Source organism: Bifidobacterium sp. AGR2158 (genome assembly GCF_000424225.1).
GTDB lineage: Bacteria > Actinomycetota > Actinomycetes > Actinomycetales > Bifidobacteriaceae > Bifidobacterium > Bifidobacterium anseris.
Genome location: NZ_AUJM01000012.1, coordinates 226,717 through 246,503 on the forward strand (window position 1 = coordinate 226,717; position 19,787 = coordinate 246,503).

General features: G+C 61.7%; 16 protein-coding genes. 2 read left to right on the forward strand and 14 right to left on the reverse strand.

What is annotated here, in order from left to right:
* Window positions 1-71 precede the first annotated feature (71 nt).
* From G606_RS0103645 to G606_RS0103665, 4 genes are all read right to left on the reverse strand, one after another.
* Window positions 72-941, reverse strand: a complete 870-nt coding sequence (locus G606_RS0103645; protein ID WP_026644814.1) for a carbohydrate ABC transporter permease — start codon at window positions 939-941, stop codon at window positions 72-74.
* Window positions 942-1,003: 62 nt separating this feature from the next.
* Window positions 1,004-2,080, reverse strand: a complete 1,077-nt coding sequence (locus tag G606_RS09790; RefSeq protein WP_051198480.1) for a carbohydrate ABC transporter permease — start codon at window positions 2,078-2,080, stop codon at window positions 1,004-1,006.
* A gap of 793 nt (window positions 2,081-2,873) precedes the next feature.
* Entirely contained in the window at window positions 2,874-4,256 is a 1,383-nt protein-coding gene (locus tag G606_RS0103655; protein WP_026644815.1) for an ABC transporter substrate-binding protein, read from the reverse strand.
* A 621-nt stretch (window positions 4,257-4,877) separates the two neighbouring features.
* Complete coding sequence (locus G606_RS0103665) at window positions 4,878-6,260, reverse strand: GH1 family beta-glucosidase (RefSeq protein WP_026644816.1); 1,383 nt, start codon at window positions 6,258-6,260, stop codon at window positions 4,878-4,880.
* Between the two features lie 278 nt (window positions 6,261-6,538).
* Between G606_RS0103665 and G606_RS0103670 the strand changes: the two genes are divergently transcribed.
* Entirely contained in the window at window positions 6,539-7,636 is a 1,098-nt protein-coding gene (locus G606_RS0103670; protein ID WP_026644817.1) for a GDSL-type esterase/lipase family protein, read from the forward strand.
* Window positions 7,637-7,753: 117 nt separating this feature from the next.
* Window positions 7,754-9,496, forward strand: a complete 1,743-nt coding sequence (locus G606_RS0103675; RefSeq protein ID WP_026644818.1) for a 9-O-acetylesterase — start codon at window positions 7,754-7,756, stop codon at window positions 9,494-9,496.
* On the opposite strand, the gene G606_RS0103680 is transcribed toward G606_RS0103675, so the two are convergent.
* The 10 genes from G606_RS0103680 to G606_RS0103720 form a co-directional block, all read right to left on the reverse strand.
* Window positions 9,453-9,845: a hypothetical protein gene (locus G606_RS0103680; protein WP_026644819.1), complete on the reverse strand. Its 393-nt coding sequence runs from the start codon at window positions 9,843-9,845 to the stop codon at window positions 9,453-9,455. The two genes, G606_RS0103675 and G606_RS0103680, sit on opposite strands and share 44 nt — an antisense overlap.
* A gap of 228 nt (window positions 9,846-10,073) precedes the next feature.
* Complete coding sequence (locus G606_RS09795) at window positions 10,074-11,348, reverse strand: MFS transporter (RefSeq protein ID WP_034523579.1); 1,275 nt, start codon at window positions 11,346-11,348, stop codon at window positions 10,074-10,076.
* An 828-nt stretch (window positions 11,349-12,176) separates the two neighbouring features.
* Window positions 12,177-13,238 carry a ketol-acid reductoisomerase gene (gene ilvC, locus G606_RS0103690; protein WP_026644820.1) on the reverse strand — a complete coding sequence of 354 codons (1,062 nt, stop codon included), beginning with the start codon at window positions 13,236-13,238 and terminating at the stop codon, window positions 12,177-12,179.
* Window positions 13,239-13,413: 175 nt separating this feature from the next.
* On the reverse strand, window positions 13,414-13,605 hold the full coding sequence (locus G606_RS11155; protein WP_101671378.1) for a hypothetical protein: 192 nt from the start codon (window positions 13,603-13,605) through the stop codon (window positions 13,414-13,416).
* Between the two features lie 46 nt (window positions 13,606-13,651).
* Window positions 13,652-15,025 (reverse strand): MFS transporter, encoded by a 1,374-nt coding sequence (locus tag G606_RS0103695; RefSeq protein WP_026644821.1) that lies wholly within the window; start codon window positions 15,023-15,025, stop codon window positions 13,652-13,654.
* A 702-nt stretch (window positions 15,026-15,727) separates the two neighbouring features.
* Window positions 15,728-16,540 (reverse strand): ABC transporter permease, encoded by an 813-nt coding sequence (locus G606_RS0103700; RefSeq protein WP_026644822.1) that lies wholly within the window; start codon window positions 16,538-16,540, stop codon window positions 15,728-15,730.
* Window positions 16,541-16,842: 302 nt separating this feature from the next.
* On the reverse strand, window positions 16,843-17,559 hold the full coding sequence (locus G606_RS0103705) for an ABC transporter ATP-binding protein (protein WP_081663987.1): 717 nt from the start codon (window positions 17,557-17,559) through the stop codon (window positions 16,843-16,845).
* On the reverse strand, window positions 17,556-18,242 hold the full coding sequence (locus G606_RS0103710; RefSeq protein ID WP_026644824.1) for a hypothetical protein: 687 nt from the start codon (window positions 18,240-18,242) through the stop codon (window positions 17,556-17,558). The genes G606_RS0103705 and G606_RS0103710 overlap by 4 nt, the downstream gene beginning before the upstream one ends.
* Window positions 18,239-18,730, reverse strand: a complete 492-nt coding sequence (locus G606_RS0103715) for a peptidoglycan-binding domain-containing protein (protein WP_231371400.1) — start codon at window positions 18,728-18,730, stop codon at window positions 18,239-18,241. Before G606_RS0103715 ends, G606_RS0103710 begins: the two co-directional genes overlap by 4 nt.
* A gap of 37 nt (window positions 18,731-18,767) precedes the next feature.
* Complete coding sequence (locus tag G606_RS0103720) at window positions 18,768-19,655, reverse strand: hypothetical protein (protein WP_155802762.1); 888 nt, start codon at window positions 19,653-19,655, stop codon at window positions 18,768-18,770.
* Window positions 19,656-19,787 lie beyond the last annotated feature (132 nt).

Here is a 19,787-nt window from a genome sequence, read left to right on the forward strand (position 1 = left end):
AGCCGCGCCGCACGCAACTCGCTCGGCACGGCTCCCTGACGGTGAGGAAAGGGGAAGGGTAAGTCTGGAAATTACTCCTTGACTGCGCCGGCTGCAACGCCGTTGTAGATCTGCTTCTGGAAGATCAGGAACAGGATCAGGGCGGGCAGCAGCGTCACGATGACGCCTGCGCAGATCAGGTTGTACTTCGAGCCCTGCGGACCGGTGAAGGCGTACAGCGAGATTGCCACTGTGCCGAGCTTCTGCTTGTCTTGCAGATAGAGGTTCGCGGCGTAGTACTCGTTGTAGATGCCGACGCCCTTGAGGATGAGAGCCGTGACGATTGCCGGCTTGAGCAGCGGCAGCAGGATACGGCCGTAGATCGTGAAGTAGCTCGCGCCGTCGATCATCGCCGCCTCGTCAAGCGAGATCGGCAGGTTTTCAAAGTACTGGATGAAGATGTAGATCGAGATGACATCGGTGCCCATCGACATGATGATGTAGCCCCACAACGAGTTAATCATGCCGAGCGAGCCCATGATCTTGTAGACCGCGACTTGCATCGCGATGCCCGGCAGCAGTGCCGCGATCGTGAAGGCGCCGCGGATGAACGCGTTGCCCGGGAACTGGAAGCGGCTCAGGACGTAGGCGAGCTGGGTGCCGATGATCGTCGTCATGAAGCAGACGCACACCAGAACGATGAAGGAGTTGCGGAAGGCGACGGCCATGTTCGACAGCTTGAACGCATCCGCGTAGTTCTGGAAGTTGAACCAGTTGTGCGGCATCGCCATGACGTTGCCAGTCTTGTATTCGGCGTCGGTCTTCGCGGCCGTCCACACGCAGGAAGCGAGCGGCAGCAGGACGCAGAACGTGATGAAGACGAGGCTGAAGTACTTGAGGAAGGAGAGCACCCAACGGCGCACATGGTACCAGGCGCTCACCTTTTCGACGGAGGCTTCCATGGCCTTTCCTTTCTGCGAGTTCGTTTGCATATCCGGGGTGATCGTTTCGCTAGACATCGTGCTCACGCCTCGGTTTCCTTCTGGGCTCCGTTCTTGAAGAGCGGGGCGTTGCCGGCCTTGACCTTGTTGGCCTGACGCAGCGCCTTCTTGCGCTGCTTCTCGACCTTCTGCGCATGCTTGCGGGCCTTGGCGGTGCCATCGTCCGCGTCACGGAACAGCCAGCCCATGACGATCTTCTGCAGCAGCGCGCAGATCATGATGATGATGAGCAGGACCACGGCCATCGCGGAGGCGAGGCCCACCTTCTGGTCAGAGTGCGCAATCTTGTCCATCTGGACGAAGAAGGTGCCGGTGCCGTTCGCGCCGGAGGTGATGACGTACGGCGCTTCGAAGGCGGAGAGCGAACCGGTGATCGACAGGATGATGTTCAGAACGAGGATCGTCTGGATGCCCGGCAGGATGATGTGCTTGAACTGCTGCCACTTGTTCGCGCCGTCGATCTCAGCCGCCTCGTAGAGGGAACCATCAATCGACATGATCGCGCCGATGAACAGGATCATCGTCTGGCCGAGGTACCTCCAGACCGAGGAGGCGACGAGCGACCAGTTGTTGACCTTCTGGTCGCGCAGCCAGTACGGCAGGTTGTTGAGGTCGAATCCGCACCACTGGAGCACCGAATCGAGCACGTAGCCGCGGGTGTAGAAGAACTTGAAGATGAAGCCGATCGCGATGCCGTTGATCAGGTAGGGGAAGAACAGCGCACCCTTGAAGAACGCACCACCCTTGACCTTGAAGGCGAGGACCGTGGCGAGGTAGAGCGCGAGGGCCACCTGGATGAGCGCGCCGACCATGTAGTACAGCGAGAGCTTGAGCGTCGCGAGCAGGTCGGGACGGGTGAAGATGTCGACGTAGTTCTTCATGCCGATGTACTTCGGCGTGCCGATGTACTTCATCTTGTAGAGGCTGTATCCGCACATCTGGAAGAACGGCAGATACGTGAAGACGACGAGGAGCGCAACCGGCACGAGGCAGAAGAGGACGATGATGCCCGTCTTCTTCCAATCCCTGCGATGCTTGTTGAACGGGATGTCCGCGGCGGACCGCTCCGCGACCGCTACGTTCGGCTGTGTGGTAGTCATGATGGTCTCTGTTCCTTCCTTATCCTTCCGCCGACGCCGGGGCGTCTGCGTTTTCCTCCCGACTCAGCAATGAGTCCTTTGGAATACCCACCTCAGGCTTCTCTGCCTGCCTGTGATAAGTGATGACACTCAATATAACCGTGTGTTTTCAGTTTGTCAAGCGCTTAAGTTCCCCCGCGTCGCACGACGAACGACACCCACTTCCCCCGCAAGTCCCTCCGATGGCGTTCCACTACTCTCAGAAGCCGCCGTTTCCCTGATATTGCGGCGATTTTCAACCCTGCTACGCAACTGACAGCGCCGTCGCGGCCACGACCCTCCGCTCAACGTCCGTCATCGCACATTGCGCCGATCTTCACTCAATAAGCTGTGCATTTCAGCACGCCCATGCGGCGGTACGAGCGATGTTTTACGTCGACTTTTCGTTGATTTTCCAACGATTTCGCCGACATGCACACCCTCATGCCATGCCAGTTCCGCGATACTTAAGCGCATAACTATATCATTCCTCCGCAGGCGAATTTCCGCACACCGAAGATGGGCCAAGAACGGGCGTTTCGGCGTGTCGCGACGTTGGCGGCCGGGTGCCGGGATCCGATCCAGGCGGCGCGGCACGGCCATTGCGGACATCCCCGCCCCCTCTCACTTCCCCATAACAACGATGAGGGCCGGAACGTTGCCGTTCCGGCCCTCATCGAGGAAAGAAAGGGGAAAAAGGGAAAGGAGTTAAGGTTATGCCATGGGAATGGATCGAGAGCGTCAGCACCCGTCATGGGCGCTGACGCCAGTCAGGTCAGCTCTCGGATTCGACAGCCGCGCCCCACTTCTGATCCCACTCGTCCATGATCTGGTCAATCGTCTTCGTCTTGTTCGCGGCGTCGACGACGATGTCCTGAATCTTCTTGCCGTTGCCGTTGTTGATGCCGAGCTCGGAATCCGAGTTGATGTCAGCGAAGAGGTCCTCTTCGCCTTCCTTCGCCGGGTCGTCGACGATCAGTTCGACGTCCTTGAAGTGCTCGTAGGTGTCCGGGTAGGAATCATCGTCCTTGACAATCGGGATGCCGCCCTCGTTCTTCGCGTAGCCCGACTTCTCGGTCATCCACTTGACGAAGATCATCGCGGCCTTCTGACGGTCGGCGTCGGAGTTCTTGTTGATGCCCATCGAGTAGTTGCCCGCGAGCGTCGCGTACTGCTTGCCGTCGATCGTGATCGGGAACGGCATGTACTGTACGTCGTCCGGGTGGTCGCCGGCCTGCTTCATCTGCGGCACGGCCCACGCACCGAGCACCATCGTCGCGATCTCACCGTTGTTGATCTTGCCCTTCGAGGACTCCCAATCGGTCGTCGAGTAGTCTTCCTCGGTGTAGCCGTTGGCGACCGCGTCGTAGAGTGTCTTGTAGACGGCGTAGGGGTGCGTGTCCGGAGCCTCGTCGTCCTTCTTGAACGGGGTCTTGTCGTGCGGCATGACCTGATTCATGAACTTCGGATCGCCGGTCGCGTTGCCGCCGATGTAGGCATCCCATGCGCCCATCGCCCAGTCCTCGGCAAAGTTCGTGTACAGCGGGATGGCCTTCGTCTTCTCCTTGATGAGCTTGAGATCGGCCTGGAACTCCTCCGGGGTCTTCGGCAGTTCCTTGATGCCGGCCTCCTCGAAGACCTTGGCGTTGTAGACGATGCCCGAGGTCTGGCCGTCGGTCGCGATGCCGTAGGTCTGGCCGTCATAGGCCTTCTCGTTCGCGAGCTTGATTTCCTTGTCCATGTCCTCGGTCTTGCCGTAGGAGACGAAGTAGTTCGAGAACTCGGAGCGGTCGACCGCCGGGATCATCATGACGTCCCACGAGTCGTTGTTCGCCTGAAGGCGGGTGAGCGCGGAATCCGCGTAGTTGGAGTCGGTCTGCACCTTCACCTTGATGTTCGGGTACATCGCGTTGAAGTCCTTCATGTAGGACTCCCAGTTCTTGCCCGGGTAGTCCGCGAGGCCCATGTCGGTGCGGCCGTTGAAGAAGGTGATCTCCGCCTTGAGGTCCTTGTCGGTCTCGCCGAGCTTGATCTGCGGATAGGTGATGCCGGCCTTGTTGTTGCTGTCCGCGGAGCCGCCGTTGTTGCCGCCGCACGCAGCGACGCTGACGAGGCACGCCGCCGCGATACCGGCCGCCGCGATCTTCTTGACGTTCATTCTTGTGTCCTTCCTGGTCTCTTGGGCGTCGTCGCCGACGTCCAGCTCAGCAATGAGCTTGGGCCACCTCTCGGCTTCTCTGCCTGCCTGAGGTGAACGATGGCATTCAATATAACCGACTTTTCTCAGCTTGTCAAGCGCTTAAGTAGCTCGACTACCGTCCTCAACTGCCATCACCGCGAGCACGTTATGCCAGCGTTGTCACAGCCTATCGTCTTTTCCAAGTATTCCCAACGGTTTTCCGTTGCACAAATACACCATGCCGCAACACATCTTGATTCGCTCCGACACCATATACGACGATTTCTTGTGTTAAGCGCTTCATAATCTCGGCGTGTCCCCGACCGCAGAATCCAAGCCGAAGAGGACCTCATGGCGCGTTGCCGTCGCCGAATTCGCCGACGACGGATGACATGTCACCTTCGCCCTTCGCGAAACCGGGCCCATGAGCCATGTCCTCCCCTCCATCCGACGGCAATCATCGGCCCTGCTCCATGCTGTCGCAATGCGGCAAGCGTTCAAGACCAACGTCGCCTCCCCGGCACCAGACCCCCGCAACCATCACAGATGACAAAGGCGCCGATCCGCAGCAAACGAATCGGCGCCTCCTGCGCGATCGACTCAGCGCGCGCTGTGCGTGGCGATGAAGTCGCGGTACCACATGAAGCTGTCCTTGCGGATGCGCTCCTGCGTCTCGTAATCCACATAGGTCAGGCCGAAGCGTTTGCTGTAGCCGAAGGCCCATTCGAAGTTGTCCATCAGCGACCATGCGAAATAGCCACGCACATCGGTGCCCTCCTGGATCGCGCGGTACACGGCCTCCAGATGCCGGCGCAGATAGTCGATGCGTTCGGCATCGTGCACCATCTTGACACCGTCGGGTCCGACCTCGACCTTGTCCGGGCACGCCATGCCATTTTCGGTGACGACGAGCGGCGTGCCGGGATAGTTGTCGTTGAGCCGCACGAGCGTGTCGTACAACGCGTCCGGATCGATGTTCCAACCCATCTCGGTATGCGGACCGGCCGTAGGCAGCCAGTCGATGTCACTCGCGCCCGGCGCCGTCGAAGCCGCCGTGCTCTGCGGGAACTGCGGACGATCGCTCATCTTGACGAGGTTCGTCGAGTAGTAGTTGAGGCCGAGCACATCGATCGGCTGATGGATGAGCGCGAGGTCGCCGTCACGGATGAAGTCCCAGTCGCAGATACCCTTCGTGATCGCGAACAGCTCCTGCGGATAGCGGCAGCGCAGCATCGGGTCGAGGAACGCGCGGTTGGCGATGAGGTCGAGGCGATGCACGGCATCGGCATCGCCGCGGCACACCTGCAGGTTGCAGGTGACAGACAGCTCCGGCTTGCCGCCGGCCTCGGCGCGCACAGCCTGACACATCAGGCCGTGCGCGAGGTTGATGTGGTGCACGGCACGGAAGGCGAGCGGGCCTGCGCCGAGCCCCGGCGCCTGTTCGGTGCCGCCGTAGCTCAGATAGGTCGCGCACCACGGCTCGTTGAGCGTCGTGTAGGTGCGCACGCGGTCGCCGAGCCGCTTCGCGACGACGCCGGCGTAATCGGCGATCTTGTAGGCGGTGTCACGCTCGAGCCAGCCGCCCTCGCGTCCGTCCTCAGAGGCCATGTACTGCGGCAGATCCCAATGGTAAAGCGTCACGATTGGCGCGATGCCGTACTCGAGCAGACGGTCGACGATCTTCTCGTAGAAGTCGAGGCCGGCTTCGTTCGGCTTGCCGTCCGGCGTCGGGATGATGCGCGGGATGCCGATCGAGAATCGGTAGGCGTTGACGCCGAGGTCGCGCAGCAGCTTGAGGTCATCCTCCCAACGGTGGTAGAAATCATCGGCGACGTCGCCCGTGTCGCCGTTCAGCGTGTGTCCGGTGTGGGAGAACGTGTCCCAGATCGACGGCGTGCGGCCGCCCTCGGCCGCCGCTCCTTCGATCTGGTACGCCGCCGTCGCCGTACCGAACAGGAATCCCTTCGGGAACCGTTCTTCCATCGCTTCGTCCTTTCGTTGACGTGCCGCCGACGCCGTCGTTCGCGGTTGCGGCGTCCATATTGATTGGTTGCGTTTCGGCATGTGCGGACGCCGCCGTCGGCGCTCCGCGCTGCTGATAAGTGCATCAATATATATCCGAAGCCACAGAGAAACTTGAGCGCTTCAGCATGTCGAGGTCGCCCCCGCGATTATCATCGGAACACAGCGGACAGCAGGACACGGCGGCGCACCCATCCGCGGGCGCCGCCGTACCGAGACGATGCATACGAAGGAGTGTCATGCGGCTCATCACCTATACGGATCAAGCGTTTCAGTACCAAGGGCGCATCGAGAAGACCGACGCCGGCCTGCTATGGGTGTTCCCCTACACGCAGACGCGATTCCGCTTCACCGGCACATCGTTGAGCGTGCGACTGCGCAACCATTGGAACTACGGCGACATCCGCCTCGGCGTCATCATCGACAACACGCAGTACAGCGTGCGCATCCCCTCGCCGGCCGAGCCGACGCTGCCCGTGTACGCCGAAGAGGACGAAGGCGTGCTGACGCTGCGCATCGCCGATCATCTGCCGGATATCGAGCACAAGGCGGTCGTCTTCAAACGTCAGGACGGCGGCATGCACTATATGGAATTCGTCGGCGTCGCGGTGGACGATGACGCCCACATCGAGGCGCCGCTTGAGACACCGAGCACACGCCGCATCGAAATCTACGGCGATTCGGTCAGCTGCGGCGAGCGCAACGAGGCCGTCCTCTACACCGGCAAGTCCGATCCGGATGCCGATCTGTCGTCGTACAGCAACGCCTGGTATTCGTACGGCGCGATCGCCGCGCGTGCGCTCGGCGCCGAGCTGCGCATCATTGCACAGGGCGGCGCACCGCTCATCGACGGCATCGGCTGGTTCAATGCCCCCGATTACGTGGGCATGGAGAGCATCTGGGACCGTGTGCGTTACAACCCGGCGCTCGGCGAGTCGAGCATGTGGAGATTCGACGATTACGAGCCGCAGGTCGTCATCATCGCGCTCGGACAGAACGATTCCCATCCGAACGATTTCATGGCCGACGACTACGACGGCGACGAGGCTGTCCATTGGCGTGCCCGCTATGCGGACTTCGTGTGCGCGCTGCGTGGACGCTACCCGCACGCGCGCATCGTCTGCACGACGACGGTGCTCGAGCACAGCGCGCAGTGGGATCGCGCGATCCGCGAAACGGTCGAGGCCATCGACGATCCGCGCATCAGCTATTTCGGCTACACGCGCGCCGGCAGCGGCACGCCCGGACATCCGCGCATCGCCGAGGACGAGGAGATGGCGCGCGAGCTCGTCGCCTATCTTGATACGCTCGGCGCGGATATCTGGAGCGGCCGCTGACGCGCATGCGATAACGGGAGATGGTGATCGGCGCGCGCCGGCTATCGGCAGACCATCGGCAGCCGGCGAATCATCAGTACGAAAGCTCGGGCAGGGCTCATCGGGAAAGGCAGTGACATGTCCACAGTGACGGGAATCGCACCCGGAGCGTCGAAGGTGGCGCACGGCGGCCGCCATCACGGCGCCGATCGCACGCGCGCGGGGGCGCTGCGCGTCGCCGCCGTCTTCGCCGACCATATGGTGCTGCAGCGCGATATGCCGATCGCTGTCTTCGGTACGGCGCCGCGCGACACGCAGGTCGTCGTGCAGCTGCGGACGGCCGACGATGTCATCGTCGCACAGAGCGCGTCGCAGGACGTGCGCGACGCCGAAGCGTGGACGGTGCTGCTGCCGCCGCTGTCGGCAGGCGGTCCGTACACGCTCGACGTGCGCGCCGGCCACGACACGATCACCTGCACGGACGTCTTCATCGGCGAAGTGTGGCTCGCCGGCGGCCAAAGCAACATCGAACTCGAACTGCATACGAGCGAGCACGGCGCCGACGAGATCGCCGCCGCTGACGACCCGCTGCTGCGTTTCTACAACACGCCGAAGGTCGGCGCCGTCGACGAGGCGGCGGAAGCCGACAGCGCATGGTGCGCCGCCGTCGCCCCCGAGGTCGCGCACATGTCTGCCGTCGGCTACCATTTCGGACGCCGGCTGCGCGAAAAGCTCGGCGAAGGCGTCGCCGTCGGCATCATCGATTGTTATATCGGCGGCACGTCGATCTCCTGTTGGATGAGCACGGCCACGTTGAACGGCTCCACTGCCGGTCGCCCGTACGTCGAACGCTACGAGCAGGCGATCGCCGGCAAGACCGACGAGCAGATGCGCGCCGAGGCGGACGCGTGGCAGCGCACCTTCGACCAGTGGAACAACGACGTCGCCGCGATGAAGGACACGCATCCCGGCATCACGCAGCCACAGATCGACGCCGTGCTCGGGCCATGCCCGTGGCCGCCGCCGGTCACGCCGTTCTCGGAGCGCCGCGTCGGCGCGCCCTTCGAGGGCATGGTCAGGCGCGTCGCACCGTACACGGTCCGCGGATTCCTGTGGTATCAAGGCGAGGAGGATGAACTGCAATGCGGTTCCTACCGCGAGCTGCTCGGGCTGCTTATCGATGAATGGCGAACGTTGTGGAATCTCGACGGCTATGACGAGCCGACGGTCGGCTATCAGCCGGGCGCGCGGACGCTGCCGTTCCTCGTCGTGCAGCTGCCGCAGTGGATCGACGGCCAGGTCGCGGCGCTCGGCGAGGATCCGCGCCGCTGGCCGGCCATCCGCGCCGCGCAGTACGACGCGAGCGAATCGCTCGACGACGTGGAGCTCGTCTGCACGATGGACTGCGGCGAATTCGACAACATCCATCCGCTCGACAAGCGCACGGTCGGCGAACGCATCGCGAATCTCGCATTGCGTACCGTCTATGGACATCAGGATGTGGCCGCCGAGAGTCCGCGCGCCGTGCACACGAGCGTCGCAGGCGCAGCAATCGACGTCATGTTCAATCATGCGCATGGACTGCACTGGCGAGGCACGACGCCGGATACGATGCGTGACGCCGACGACGAGAGCGGCGCGCGTGCAGCCGGAGCTTCGGGATTCGAGATCGCCGGCGACGACGGCGTCTATGTGGACGCCGAAGCGCAGATCCTCGAGTACAGCGGCATCGACGCGGCCGACGGTGAGCATATGAAGGTGCGCGTGTCGGCGCCGCAGGTGCCCGCGCCGACCGCCGTGCGGTACGCGTGGCGCAGCTGGGGTCCGGCCCCGCTGTTCAACGGCGACGGTCTGCCGGCATTCCCGTTCGCCGATGACTGACGGCTGGACGCCGATTCCGAGCGTTGACCGATGGATTGGCCGATAGCGGAATGAGCGCCATGCTGCCGGCGGCGAGCATCAGCGTCGCCGGCAGCACCGGATAAGTCCATGGCAGCGGCGTCGCGCTTGCGGGGACGGCCAGCGCGAAGATAAGAATCGCACTGACGACGAAGACGCCCCATGCCACGCCGGCGACGGTGATGGCCATGCGACGTCTGGCGTCCGGCGTCCACCGCGCGGCACGCGCCATGCGCAGCAGCCAGCGCACACCGGCGCCGATGCCGACGCCGAGCAGCGCAGGGACTGCGCCAAGCGTGCAGCCGTAGGGCACCGCAGTCCCGACGCCCACCAGAAGTGTTCGTCTGGTCGCGCCCATTCCCAATCGCCGGTCGTCAGCGCCACACATCGTTGTCGATAACGCCGATGCGCATCACACGCGGTCGATCACGTCCCTCAGCCATCTGCGCCTCCGCCCGTATCGTCGATGGCATCCCGACGATGCCACCCGTATGTTCGACAGTAATCCAGAAGGACCATGCGCCGCCACCGTCTGTCACGAATCTCCTGACAGACGCGCTCAATGGCGACGGTCGACACGCAGCAGCCAGATGCCGAAAGGCACTGTGAGCACGCCGCCGACGACGAAGATCACACGCACGTCGATCACATCGGCGAGCGGCCCGAACACAAGCATGCCGAGCGGCGTGCCGAAACCGGAGAACGTCGTCAGCAGGCCAAACACGCGGCCGCGCATCTCCGGCGTACTCTCATGCTGCAGCAGCGTGAACGTCGGCGACGAGCCGAGCGATGTGCACAGACCGACGAGGAAATCGACACACAGATAGACGAGCAATGTCGGCGACAACCCAAGTCCCGCCGTGCACACGCCCATGCCGATGAACGCGCATGCGAGCAGCGCCATATTGTCATGGAAGATGCGCGCGCCGAACGCGGCGAGCAGCGCGCCGCCGATCACCATGCCGACACTCCACGCCATCTCGTTCGCCGCGAGCTTGTCGGCGGCCGTCGACAATACGGTGAAGCCAAGGTTGAGCTGCTGGCCGTCGAATCCGCGATTCATCAGAATCAACGTGAGATTCATCGGCGCGATGTTGATGAAACAGACGATGGCATAGGCGACGAGCACACTGCGGATACGCGGGTATTGCCACGCATAGCGCAGACCGGTGCGCATATCGTCGAACACGGACGCGCTCGGCGCTTGCGCAGCGGCGGCACGCGCGCGACGCACACGAATCAGTGCGACGAAAGCGACGCCGATGACCGCCGTCGTCACATCGACGTAGAGAATCGCCCACAACGGCAGCAGATTGACGAGCACGGCGGCGACGGCGGGTGCGGCGATGAGATTCACCGACTGAATCGTGCCGTTGATCGAATTCACACGCAACAGCGCATGCTCCGGCGTGATCTGCGGAATGAACGACTGCACAGCCGGCGTCTGCACGCCGCCGCCGGCCGAACGAATCGCAAGCACGACGAAGAACAGCATCAGGTCGGCGAGGTTGTGCGCAATCGCGATGGACAACACGACGGTGACAGCGGCGATGAGCGCGTCTGGCAGGATGATGAGCGCCTTCTTGTTCCAACGGTCGGCCCATGCGCCGCCGAACAGCGAGACGATCGCCTGCGGTACGCATGCGCACAGCATCGCGACCGTCATCGTGATGCCGGAATCGGTGCGCATGACGAGGTACCAGAAGACCGTGTACTGCACGATGCTCGATCCGATCAGCGAAAGCGCCTGACCGGTGAGCAGCAGCGCGACCTGCGCCTGCCAATGCGGCGGGACGGCGGCCGCGGCCGGTTGGGATTGCGGATGGTTGTTCATGATGTCTCCTTTGCTTGAATGCGCGCGAAGGCATGCATGATCGGCACGTCACTGATGCTTGCTCCGAGTGCTCGGATGCGGAGGCGAGGCAAGCGGAACAAGCGGAACTGGAACGGGTAGGTCCAGGACAGGTGCATTTAGGGCGTGAGAGTTAGACGTGCTTAGGTGGTTGCAGGCATGCCGATATAGCCGCTACGTAGCGGCTGCGCGCGATGGCTATCGGAAATTCGAGGATTTCAAGAGGATATGCACTGACGCGCGGTCAGATATCCCACGCGATCATCGACATCATTGCTATTCCACACATGCTTCGTCAGTCTACCATCCCACCGTCCCGTTTCGTCGCCCCGCGCGACAATCTCACCCGCAACCACGGCCGTTAGTGGGTCGATTCCTCGACGGGAGAGGCGGATCGACCCGATGCGGTCCGACCCGTCGAGCGGGTTGACGAAATGACCCACAACAGCGGCCATTCGCGGGTTGGATCGTCGACACACCCGACAGAACTACCCGCTACGGGCTGATCCGCCGATGGAGGCGACGAAACAACCCGCAACCACACTGGTTTGTGACTCATCCCGTCGGTCCCCTCGCCGAGGCCGTTCGCAATGGTGGCCGTTAGCGGGGCGGTTCGTCGACGGGAGCGACGGAACGGGACGCGAGTTGCAGGACAGCGACCAGCAGAGTCAGGCAACAGACCGGCAGACCGGCGGGGCGGAGAGCAAAAAAGGTAGGGTACAGTTCTTGATGAACTGCACCCTACCTATACGTAGCTATCAGTACCTACTGGCGTGGCTCAGCCGTGCACTACCGTGCAGGCCGATTCAATCACTCGGCGTCCTGAACCTGGGCGCGGGCGATCTTGCCGGTGAAGGAGTTGGCCTCGTCGGCGTCCTTCGCGGCTTCGTTGTTCCAGGAGAACATCGCGCGGAGCTTCGGGCCGACTTCCTCGATGCGGACGTTCGAGTACTCCTCCTGGAGCTGCTTGAACTTCGGCGCGCCGGCGGCCTGATCGTCCATGAACTCCTTCGCGAAGGAGCCGTCCTGGATGCGCTTGAGGTGATACTCCATGCGCTCACGGGCATGCTCGTCGATGACGGTGTTGACGTAGTCGCCGTACTGGGCGGTGTCGGAGCAGGACCAACGATCCTTGTTCAGGCCGCCTTCGTTCATCAGGTCGACGATCATCTTGAGCTCGTGGCAGACCTCGAAGTAGGCGATCTCCGGCTGGTAGCCGGCGTCGGTGAGGACCTCGAAGCCCATCTCGACGAGCTTGTTGACGCCGCCGAGGAGCACGTTCTGCTCACCGAAGAGATCGGTCTCGGTCTCCTCCTTGAAGGTCGTCTTGATGGCGCCGGCGCGCAGCGCGCCGAGTGCCTTGGCGTAGGCGAGGGCGAGATCCCAGCCGTCGCCGCGCGGATCCTGCTCGACGGCGGTCACGACCGGGACGCCGCGGCCGGCCGCGTACTCACGGCGGACGATGTGGCCCGGGCCCTTCGGCGCGACCATGAAGACCGGGTGGTCCTCGGACGGCTTGATGTAGCCGTAGTTGATGTTGAAGCCGTGCGCGAAGGCCAGTGCGGCGCCTTCCTTGATGTTCGGCTCGATGTCGTTGTCCCAGATGGCCTTCTGATACTGGTCGGGAGCCAGGATCATGATGACGTCGGCCTCCGCGGCAGCCTCCGGAACGCTCTTGACCTCAAGGCCCTGATCCTTCGCGAACTGGACGGACTTCGAGTTCGGGCGCAGGCCGACGACGACGTCCACACCGGAATCACGCAGGTTGAGCGCGTGAGCGTGGCCCTGCGAGCCGTAACCGATGATCGCGACCTTCTTGCCGTCGAGAACCGAGAGATCGCCGTCGTCTTCGTACCAGATCTGTGCTGCCATATTGGCACACTCCTTTGTTGTCTTTTGCTGCGCACCGCGGGCATTGTAGTGGTCCGCGACGCCTATGTTGTTCTTGTGCCTGATTCATGAATCGCGCGTTCCATGGTCCGGAACGGCCGATCCACGTAGGCAGGCTTCCCGCCGTGTCGGAGATTTTGTCTCCAAAACTGAGTCCTCATATTACCGAAATCCGCAAGCGTCTCCTTGCCAAGTCCATCTTTTGGATACCGTTGGCGTCTCGTTTTGGAATACGCGCGGTTTCTTCTGGAAAATAGCGCCAATCCACCATCGCTTGCCGGAAATCAGCAATATGTTTCGTCCATATAATGGACGTCTTGTTCTTCTGTGCGGCCTGCGGCGCCGCCAAGCCTCTCCTTACCTGACGCATCGTTCATTGACGGATCACCCGCGGGTCACCGCATGTAATCCACATCCTTGGTCTCATGGCAGGTCAGTATCGCCACAAGGCAACCCAGCGCCATGACGCCCAGATACAGACCAACCGAGCCCACGCCCCAATGTGACGAAAGCCATGTGGCCACCGACGGCACGAATGCCGCGCCGACAATCGCCGCAAGATTGTAGCCGATGCCGGATCCGGTGTAGCGCACATTAACGCTGAACAGCTCAGGCAGCAGCGCGCCGATCGGTCCGAACGCAATGCCCATCAACGCAAATCCAAGGCACAGGAACAGCATCGCAGCAGCCGTGTTGTGCACGCCGACGACGGCTTTGTTCATCAGCAGCGGGAACACCGCCGCGAACACGACCAGCGCAATCGACGACCCGATGATCACACGGCGACGCCCCAGACGATCCGCAAACACGCATGAGAGCACGATGAACACGGCGAACACACATACCGAGGCCATCAGCATCGTCATGTACTCCTGCGTGGAGAAACCAAGGCCGCCACCGCCCTGCGCATCCGTTTTCGTGGCCCATGCAAGCGACCATGTGGCGAGCGTATAGAACAGCGTATAGGTGACGGCGACGAGGAACGTCGCCTGCAGCACCTGCCTCCAGCTCGTACGGAACACCTCGACCGCCGGGGCCTTGACAACGCGCTGGCTCCGCTGTGCGGCGCGGAACGCCGGCGTCTCCTCCATATGGACGCGCACGAGCAGCCCCACGACCACCAACAGCGACGACAGCAGGAACGGCACGCGCCATCCCCACGCGAGCATCGCCGCGTCGTCATTGAACATCTCAAGCACCACGTAGGTGCCGTTGCACAGGAAGAAGCCGATCGGCGCGCCGAGTTCGGGGAACGAACCATAGAGTGCGCGCTTGTCGGCAGGCGCGTTCTCGGTGGCCACGAGCGCGGCGCCGGACCATTCGCCGCCGAGACCGATGCCCTGCACAAAACGGCAGACACACAACGCGAGCACAGCCCACACGCCCCACATGTCGTAACCGGGCAGGCAGCCGATGAGGAAGGTCGCGACGCCCATCGTCATCAGCGAGACGACGAGCGTCGCCTTACGCCCGATCGAGTCGCCGAAATGCCCGAAGATCAACGAACCAACCGGGCGTGCGAGGAACGCGACGGCGAAGGTGACCAGCGAGAGCAGCAGCGCGACGGTCGGGTTCGTCTTGTCAGAGAAGAACACGCGCGGGAAGTAGTTCGCGGCGGCCGTGCCGTACGCGTAGAAATCGTAGAATTCAATCGTCGTGCCCACCATGGATGCGGCGATGATCGTGCCCACCGACGAGCGCGCTGTGCGCGACGCCGGTCGGGCGAGAGTGACTGCGGCGGATTCCGCCTCTGTTTCGGCTGCGGTCATGAAAACCTCCTGATAGTTTGCCTGCGTTCATGGCTTGGGGTACGAACGCAAAAACCCCGCACATATGGCGGGGCCCGAGGTAGTTTCACGATCCGTCCCCGCCACCATCGGCGGGGCTGGATTCCAGATATACGAATCAGCTCGCCGATGGCGAGATAATAATTCGTACAATCTGCAGTCGTGCGACCATGGTCTCACTCATCGCGAGCCTCCTTTCCACGTATCCGTTTGCGTTGCTGTGTGCGGCGTGCGCTTGCCGCGGCGCCGTGTTGGGTTAGAACCTACTCCCCGGCCCGCGACCGAGCGCGCACAGTGTCCATATAGTGAGATTCATGATTTTGGACAGCAAGACAATATGCGACTCTCCCGCTTTCAGTGTACAAATATAACCAGCCGCATCACCCAACGGCATCACCGACGCTCACAGTCGGGGCGACACACGCACCATGGCTCCCTATGTCACCGTATTACTCGCAAGCTAATCCGCCATCACGCTTGGACGAGCTTCATGAACACCCAGACGAGGATCATCGCCGTTCTTGCCCTCATTACTCATATTTCCCTCAGCACTCGGCGTCACGCACGCATGCGCGCGTCCTCTCCTTCCGCCGAATCGCGGGTTCTTCGCCATTCGTGCTTTGCCATACGCATCGCAGGGCACCTCGAAACCACCGGCAGGAAGGACAACTGCATCAACTCGTTTCAATTGGAGCGCAGCAGCTCCGCCGGATTGATGCGCGTCGCCTGCACCGCCGGCACCAATGCGCCCACGGCACCCGCGAATGGCACGAGCGCCACGCTCCACGGCAGCATGAACTGCCAGCCCATGCACATTGCGATCGTGGCGGCAATCAGCGATCCCAGAGTCATACCCGCTAGGCCTCCACATAAACCGAGTAGCATCGCCTCGAGTAGGAACTGCAGGGCGATATGCCATGCCGGCATGCCGAGCCCCAAACTGATGCCTATCTCGCGCCGCCGCTCAGTGATGACGATTTGCATGGTGTTGACCACGGTGAAGATACTGACGACGACCATGACAACGGTGATGATTAGTGTCGTCTGCTCTGCATCGGCCATGAGATTCTCGCGCAGCGATCGCGGATCCGCTGGCAGTTTCAGCGACACCGCCTGTGGTTGCTCCGCAAGCAGCGCCATCGGCAGATACTGCGCCACCTGATTGGCAGTTCCTTGTTCGACACCAATCTGCACGATGCGAGACGAGGGCAGCAAATCCATGCGCCGCGCAGTCGCCGGTGTCATCACGATGCTTGTCGCGAGCGCTGATTGATGCGGCGCGTCTTCGATGATGCCGGCCACACGCATTGGCACACTGTCCACGGCAATCCCATGGCCGCTCTGCCCATCGCCTATGCCGAGTTCGCGCGCCACGCGCTCACCGAGCAACGCTGCATTGATATCGTCGTCGGCCAGCGGCAACCCGGAACGGAGCTGGGCACCGCGTGCGCGCAATCCATTCATCGTGCCGATTGCCACATTCGTGCTCAACTGCATCCCCCCAGCTGCCCGCAGTCACGGATTTCGGAACCTGGTCTCCCATGACAAGTGTGCCTGCGTTCTCGACGTGCGGAATGCCGACGACTTGGCCGATCACTTCCCGCTCCGCCCGTTCCCAGCTTGCCGCAGGCAATGTGGCCACAATCACACCGGTCTCCATGGCGACGAAGCGCTGCGCAGTGCGTTCGCTTGTGCCCAGCGTGATCCCTTGCAGCGTGACGAATGTGGCTGCGCAGAACAGCACGGCGCATAGCGAGAACAGGTTCCTCCTCCACCGCCGCATCAACGCCACCGCCGCCCTACTCGCGGGTCCTCTCATCGCGCACCTCCCTCACCACGCCGTCGATCACGTGCAGCTGTCGTCGGCATACGCATGCCACATCATCGTCGTGTGTCACGATAACGAGCGCAGACCGCTCATCCACGACTCGGCAAAGCAAGTCAACGACGAGCTCGGAATTATGCGAATCGAGGTTGCCTGTCGGCTCATCACACAGCAGCAACGTGGGCGTCCACGCAACTGCACGAGCAATGGCGACACGTTGCCGTTCACCACCGGAAAGGTCTGTCGGGTAATTCGCAGCTTTGTTCCGCAGACCCACTCGCTCGAGCGCCGCGCTTGCAAGTTGCCGCGCACGGGCGCCGACTTGTCTGCGAATTGAGAGGCCGTACAGCACATTCTCCTCGACAGTGGAGTGTTCGATGAGATGAAAAGACTGGAACACGAATCCAATGTGCTCGCGGCGCAATCTGCTGCGACGACTGGTTGAACTATGCGAGACGTCGTGACCACACAATGTGTACGTCCCCGCTGTAGGGGCATCGAGCAGACCCATAATCGACAGCAGTGTCGACTTGCCAGAGCCCGACGGCCCGGTGATTGCTATTGAATCACCCGCGCGCACGTCAAACGTAGCTTCCTGCAATGCCTGCGTGATGCCGAACGTGCGCTCGATTCCTCGTAGACTGGCCAACACATCCGACCGCTCCATGTTGCCGTTTGGCGTCCCGTTCATTGCCGTTTCCGTTCCGCGGTGTCATTGGTTGAGACCTCTGGCAACACGATCACCATGCCGTCGACAAGTCCGTCGCCGTCAATTTCGCAGAGTCCCTGCACACATAATCCCGTGTCGACGTTCACACGGCCGCCGCCCTCCGTCATCACCCAGATTTGCGAGCCATCCTGCCGCAGCGCGCTCGATTCGACTGTCAATGCGTCTGCTTTCCCCTGCATACGCGTCACCGTCACCGGCGTCTCTGCCGAGTTTATCTTTGCAGACTCCGCCTGCAGTTTTTCCGTATCGGCGTTCTCCAACCGCAGATAGCTGCGATTGTCGTCGCCGATTCCCGCACTGTCATTGGCGCCGGTGTTTTCTTGGGAAGTTTGCCCTTCTCCGACCGTGGGCGTATTCGCTTGTTTCGTCGCAACATACTGTTTGCCGACGGTACCTGTGATTGGGCCGTTAGCAGTTGGAATGGTGACGGACGCTCCTTCGAGCGCGTCGAGATCCGCGTCAGAAACGTCAACCGTAGAAAAGGCGATGGCGTACTCCCGTTCGGCGGTCTCGAGAACGCACAGTTCACCGGCGACCTTCTGCCCGGCGATCCCACATCGAGAGGTCGCCATCACCGGAGTCGCAGGAGCGAACACGAGCTGCTGTTGCGGGATCGCTGTCCGCTTCCAATCCTCGCTCTTCAACGGCGCGTTCGCGCGTCCACTGACCCATACCCCAAGACCGCCAGATACTGGTTCACAGCGAGCGCGGTGGAATCCCCGAAGGCGCCCGCATCATCGTAGACGGCATAACCGAGCCGCGCCAATGCGGCCTGCAGCTGGCGCACATCCTCACCGTTGGAACCCGGCGCGAGGGTTCGCCACATCGGAACGGCACCTTGCACGGGCAGGATGGGGCGCTCGTCGACCACACCGATCACGCCACCCTCGTCAAGATTCGCACCGGCGGTGAGGCCTTCGCGCGTCACAGTGCCCTCAGCGGGAACATGGGCCGTCGCCTTCGGGAACGCCACGAGCTTGCCTGTCATTTCGTCGGCAAGCGTGCGGGTACGAATGGTGGTGGTGAGCGTGGCGGGTTCCTCCGGCTGCCCACGCGATGCTTGAATACCCACGGTCGTGGCGACGACGCCCACCACCAGCAGCCCTACGAGCAGCATGGCCAGCAGCGTCATGCCGAACGCGCGAGGCCATGAACGTTGGCGGTGCATGTCAATCACGCGCTTCGTAGGAGCGCTTGCCGGCAATCACCTCATTGGCGATTTCGCGCGCCTGCTGCAGTTTCTCATGACGTTCCAGCAGCATGGCCTCGTTCGCCACCATCCAAATGCCGACGTTCCGTTCCAGCGCATTGTTGATGCGTTGCATCAGATTGGCATCGGCTTGGCACTGGTAATCCCGCACCGCCATCGCCTTCTCTTCGTCATTCGGAGGCTCGTTCCATTTGCGATGGCGCCCGAACTTCTTTCCGGCGAGCTCACCGCCACGCAGGCCGCGTACATCATAGCCAGCTTTCTTCATGCAGGGCATGTATTCGTCTTTGATCGCCTCCTGCACATCCGGAGCCTCTATGGCTGACGAGGATTGCTCACGAATGACGTCATCGAATGTATCGAGCACGGCCCGCGTGTTTTCAGCGGATTCAAACAACGCTATATAAGCCTGAGCAGCGCAGCCACCCGTATCCAAATCCCCCATCTCCTGCTCATACCGATTTCTCTCCGAGTTGCTCAAGGTATTCACATATGCATCCAGCGCAATATTGCGCCCTGTCAAATCCGCCGTTTGCGTATTGTAACCAACAGTCTTAGCCTCCTCCTTGCTGCGGAATACCCCTCCGACGTCCACATAACTCTGCGGCACAGTAACCACCGTGTAATCGATTGGTACATCAAAACTTTTTGTGCGCATACATTGGCGTTTTAGAATTTCCTGCGCTTGCATGATTTCCAAATCCACGGATGCCAATTCCACTGTGGCCGATGTCACCGAATCCGGCACGTCAATGGCGTTGGAATGACCGCATGCGCCTACGCCTAGCAATATCAACAAAACAACACATGAAGCCAATGCTTTCCTATGGTCTCTCGTGTTTTCCATTTTCCCCCACTCATCCTCTCAGCATCCGTACCAAAAGCAGTGCTCGCTACAGTTCTCAACATAAGAAGACCAACTCTCTGATACAAAGCTGCTATACAGATAATCTGGATACGGAGCCATGTGCACAGCGCA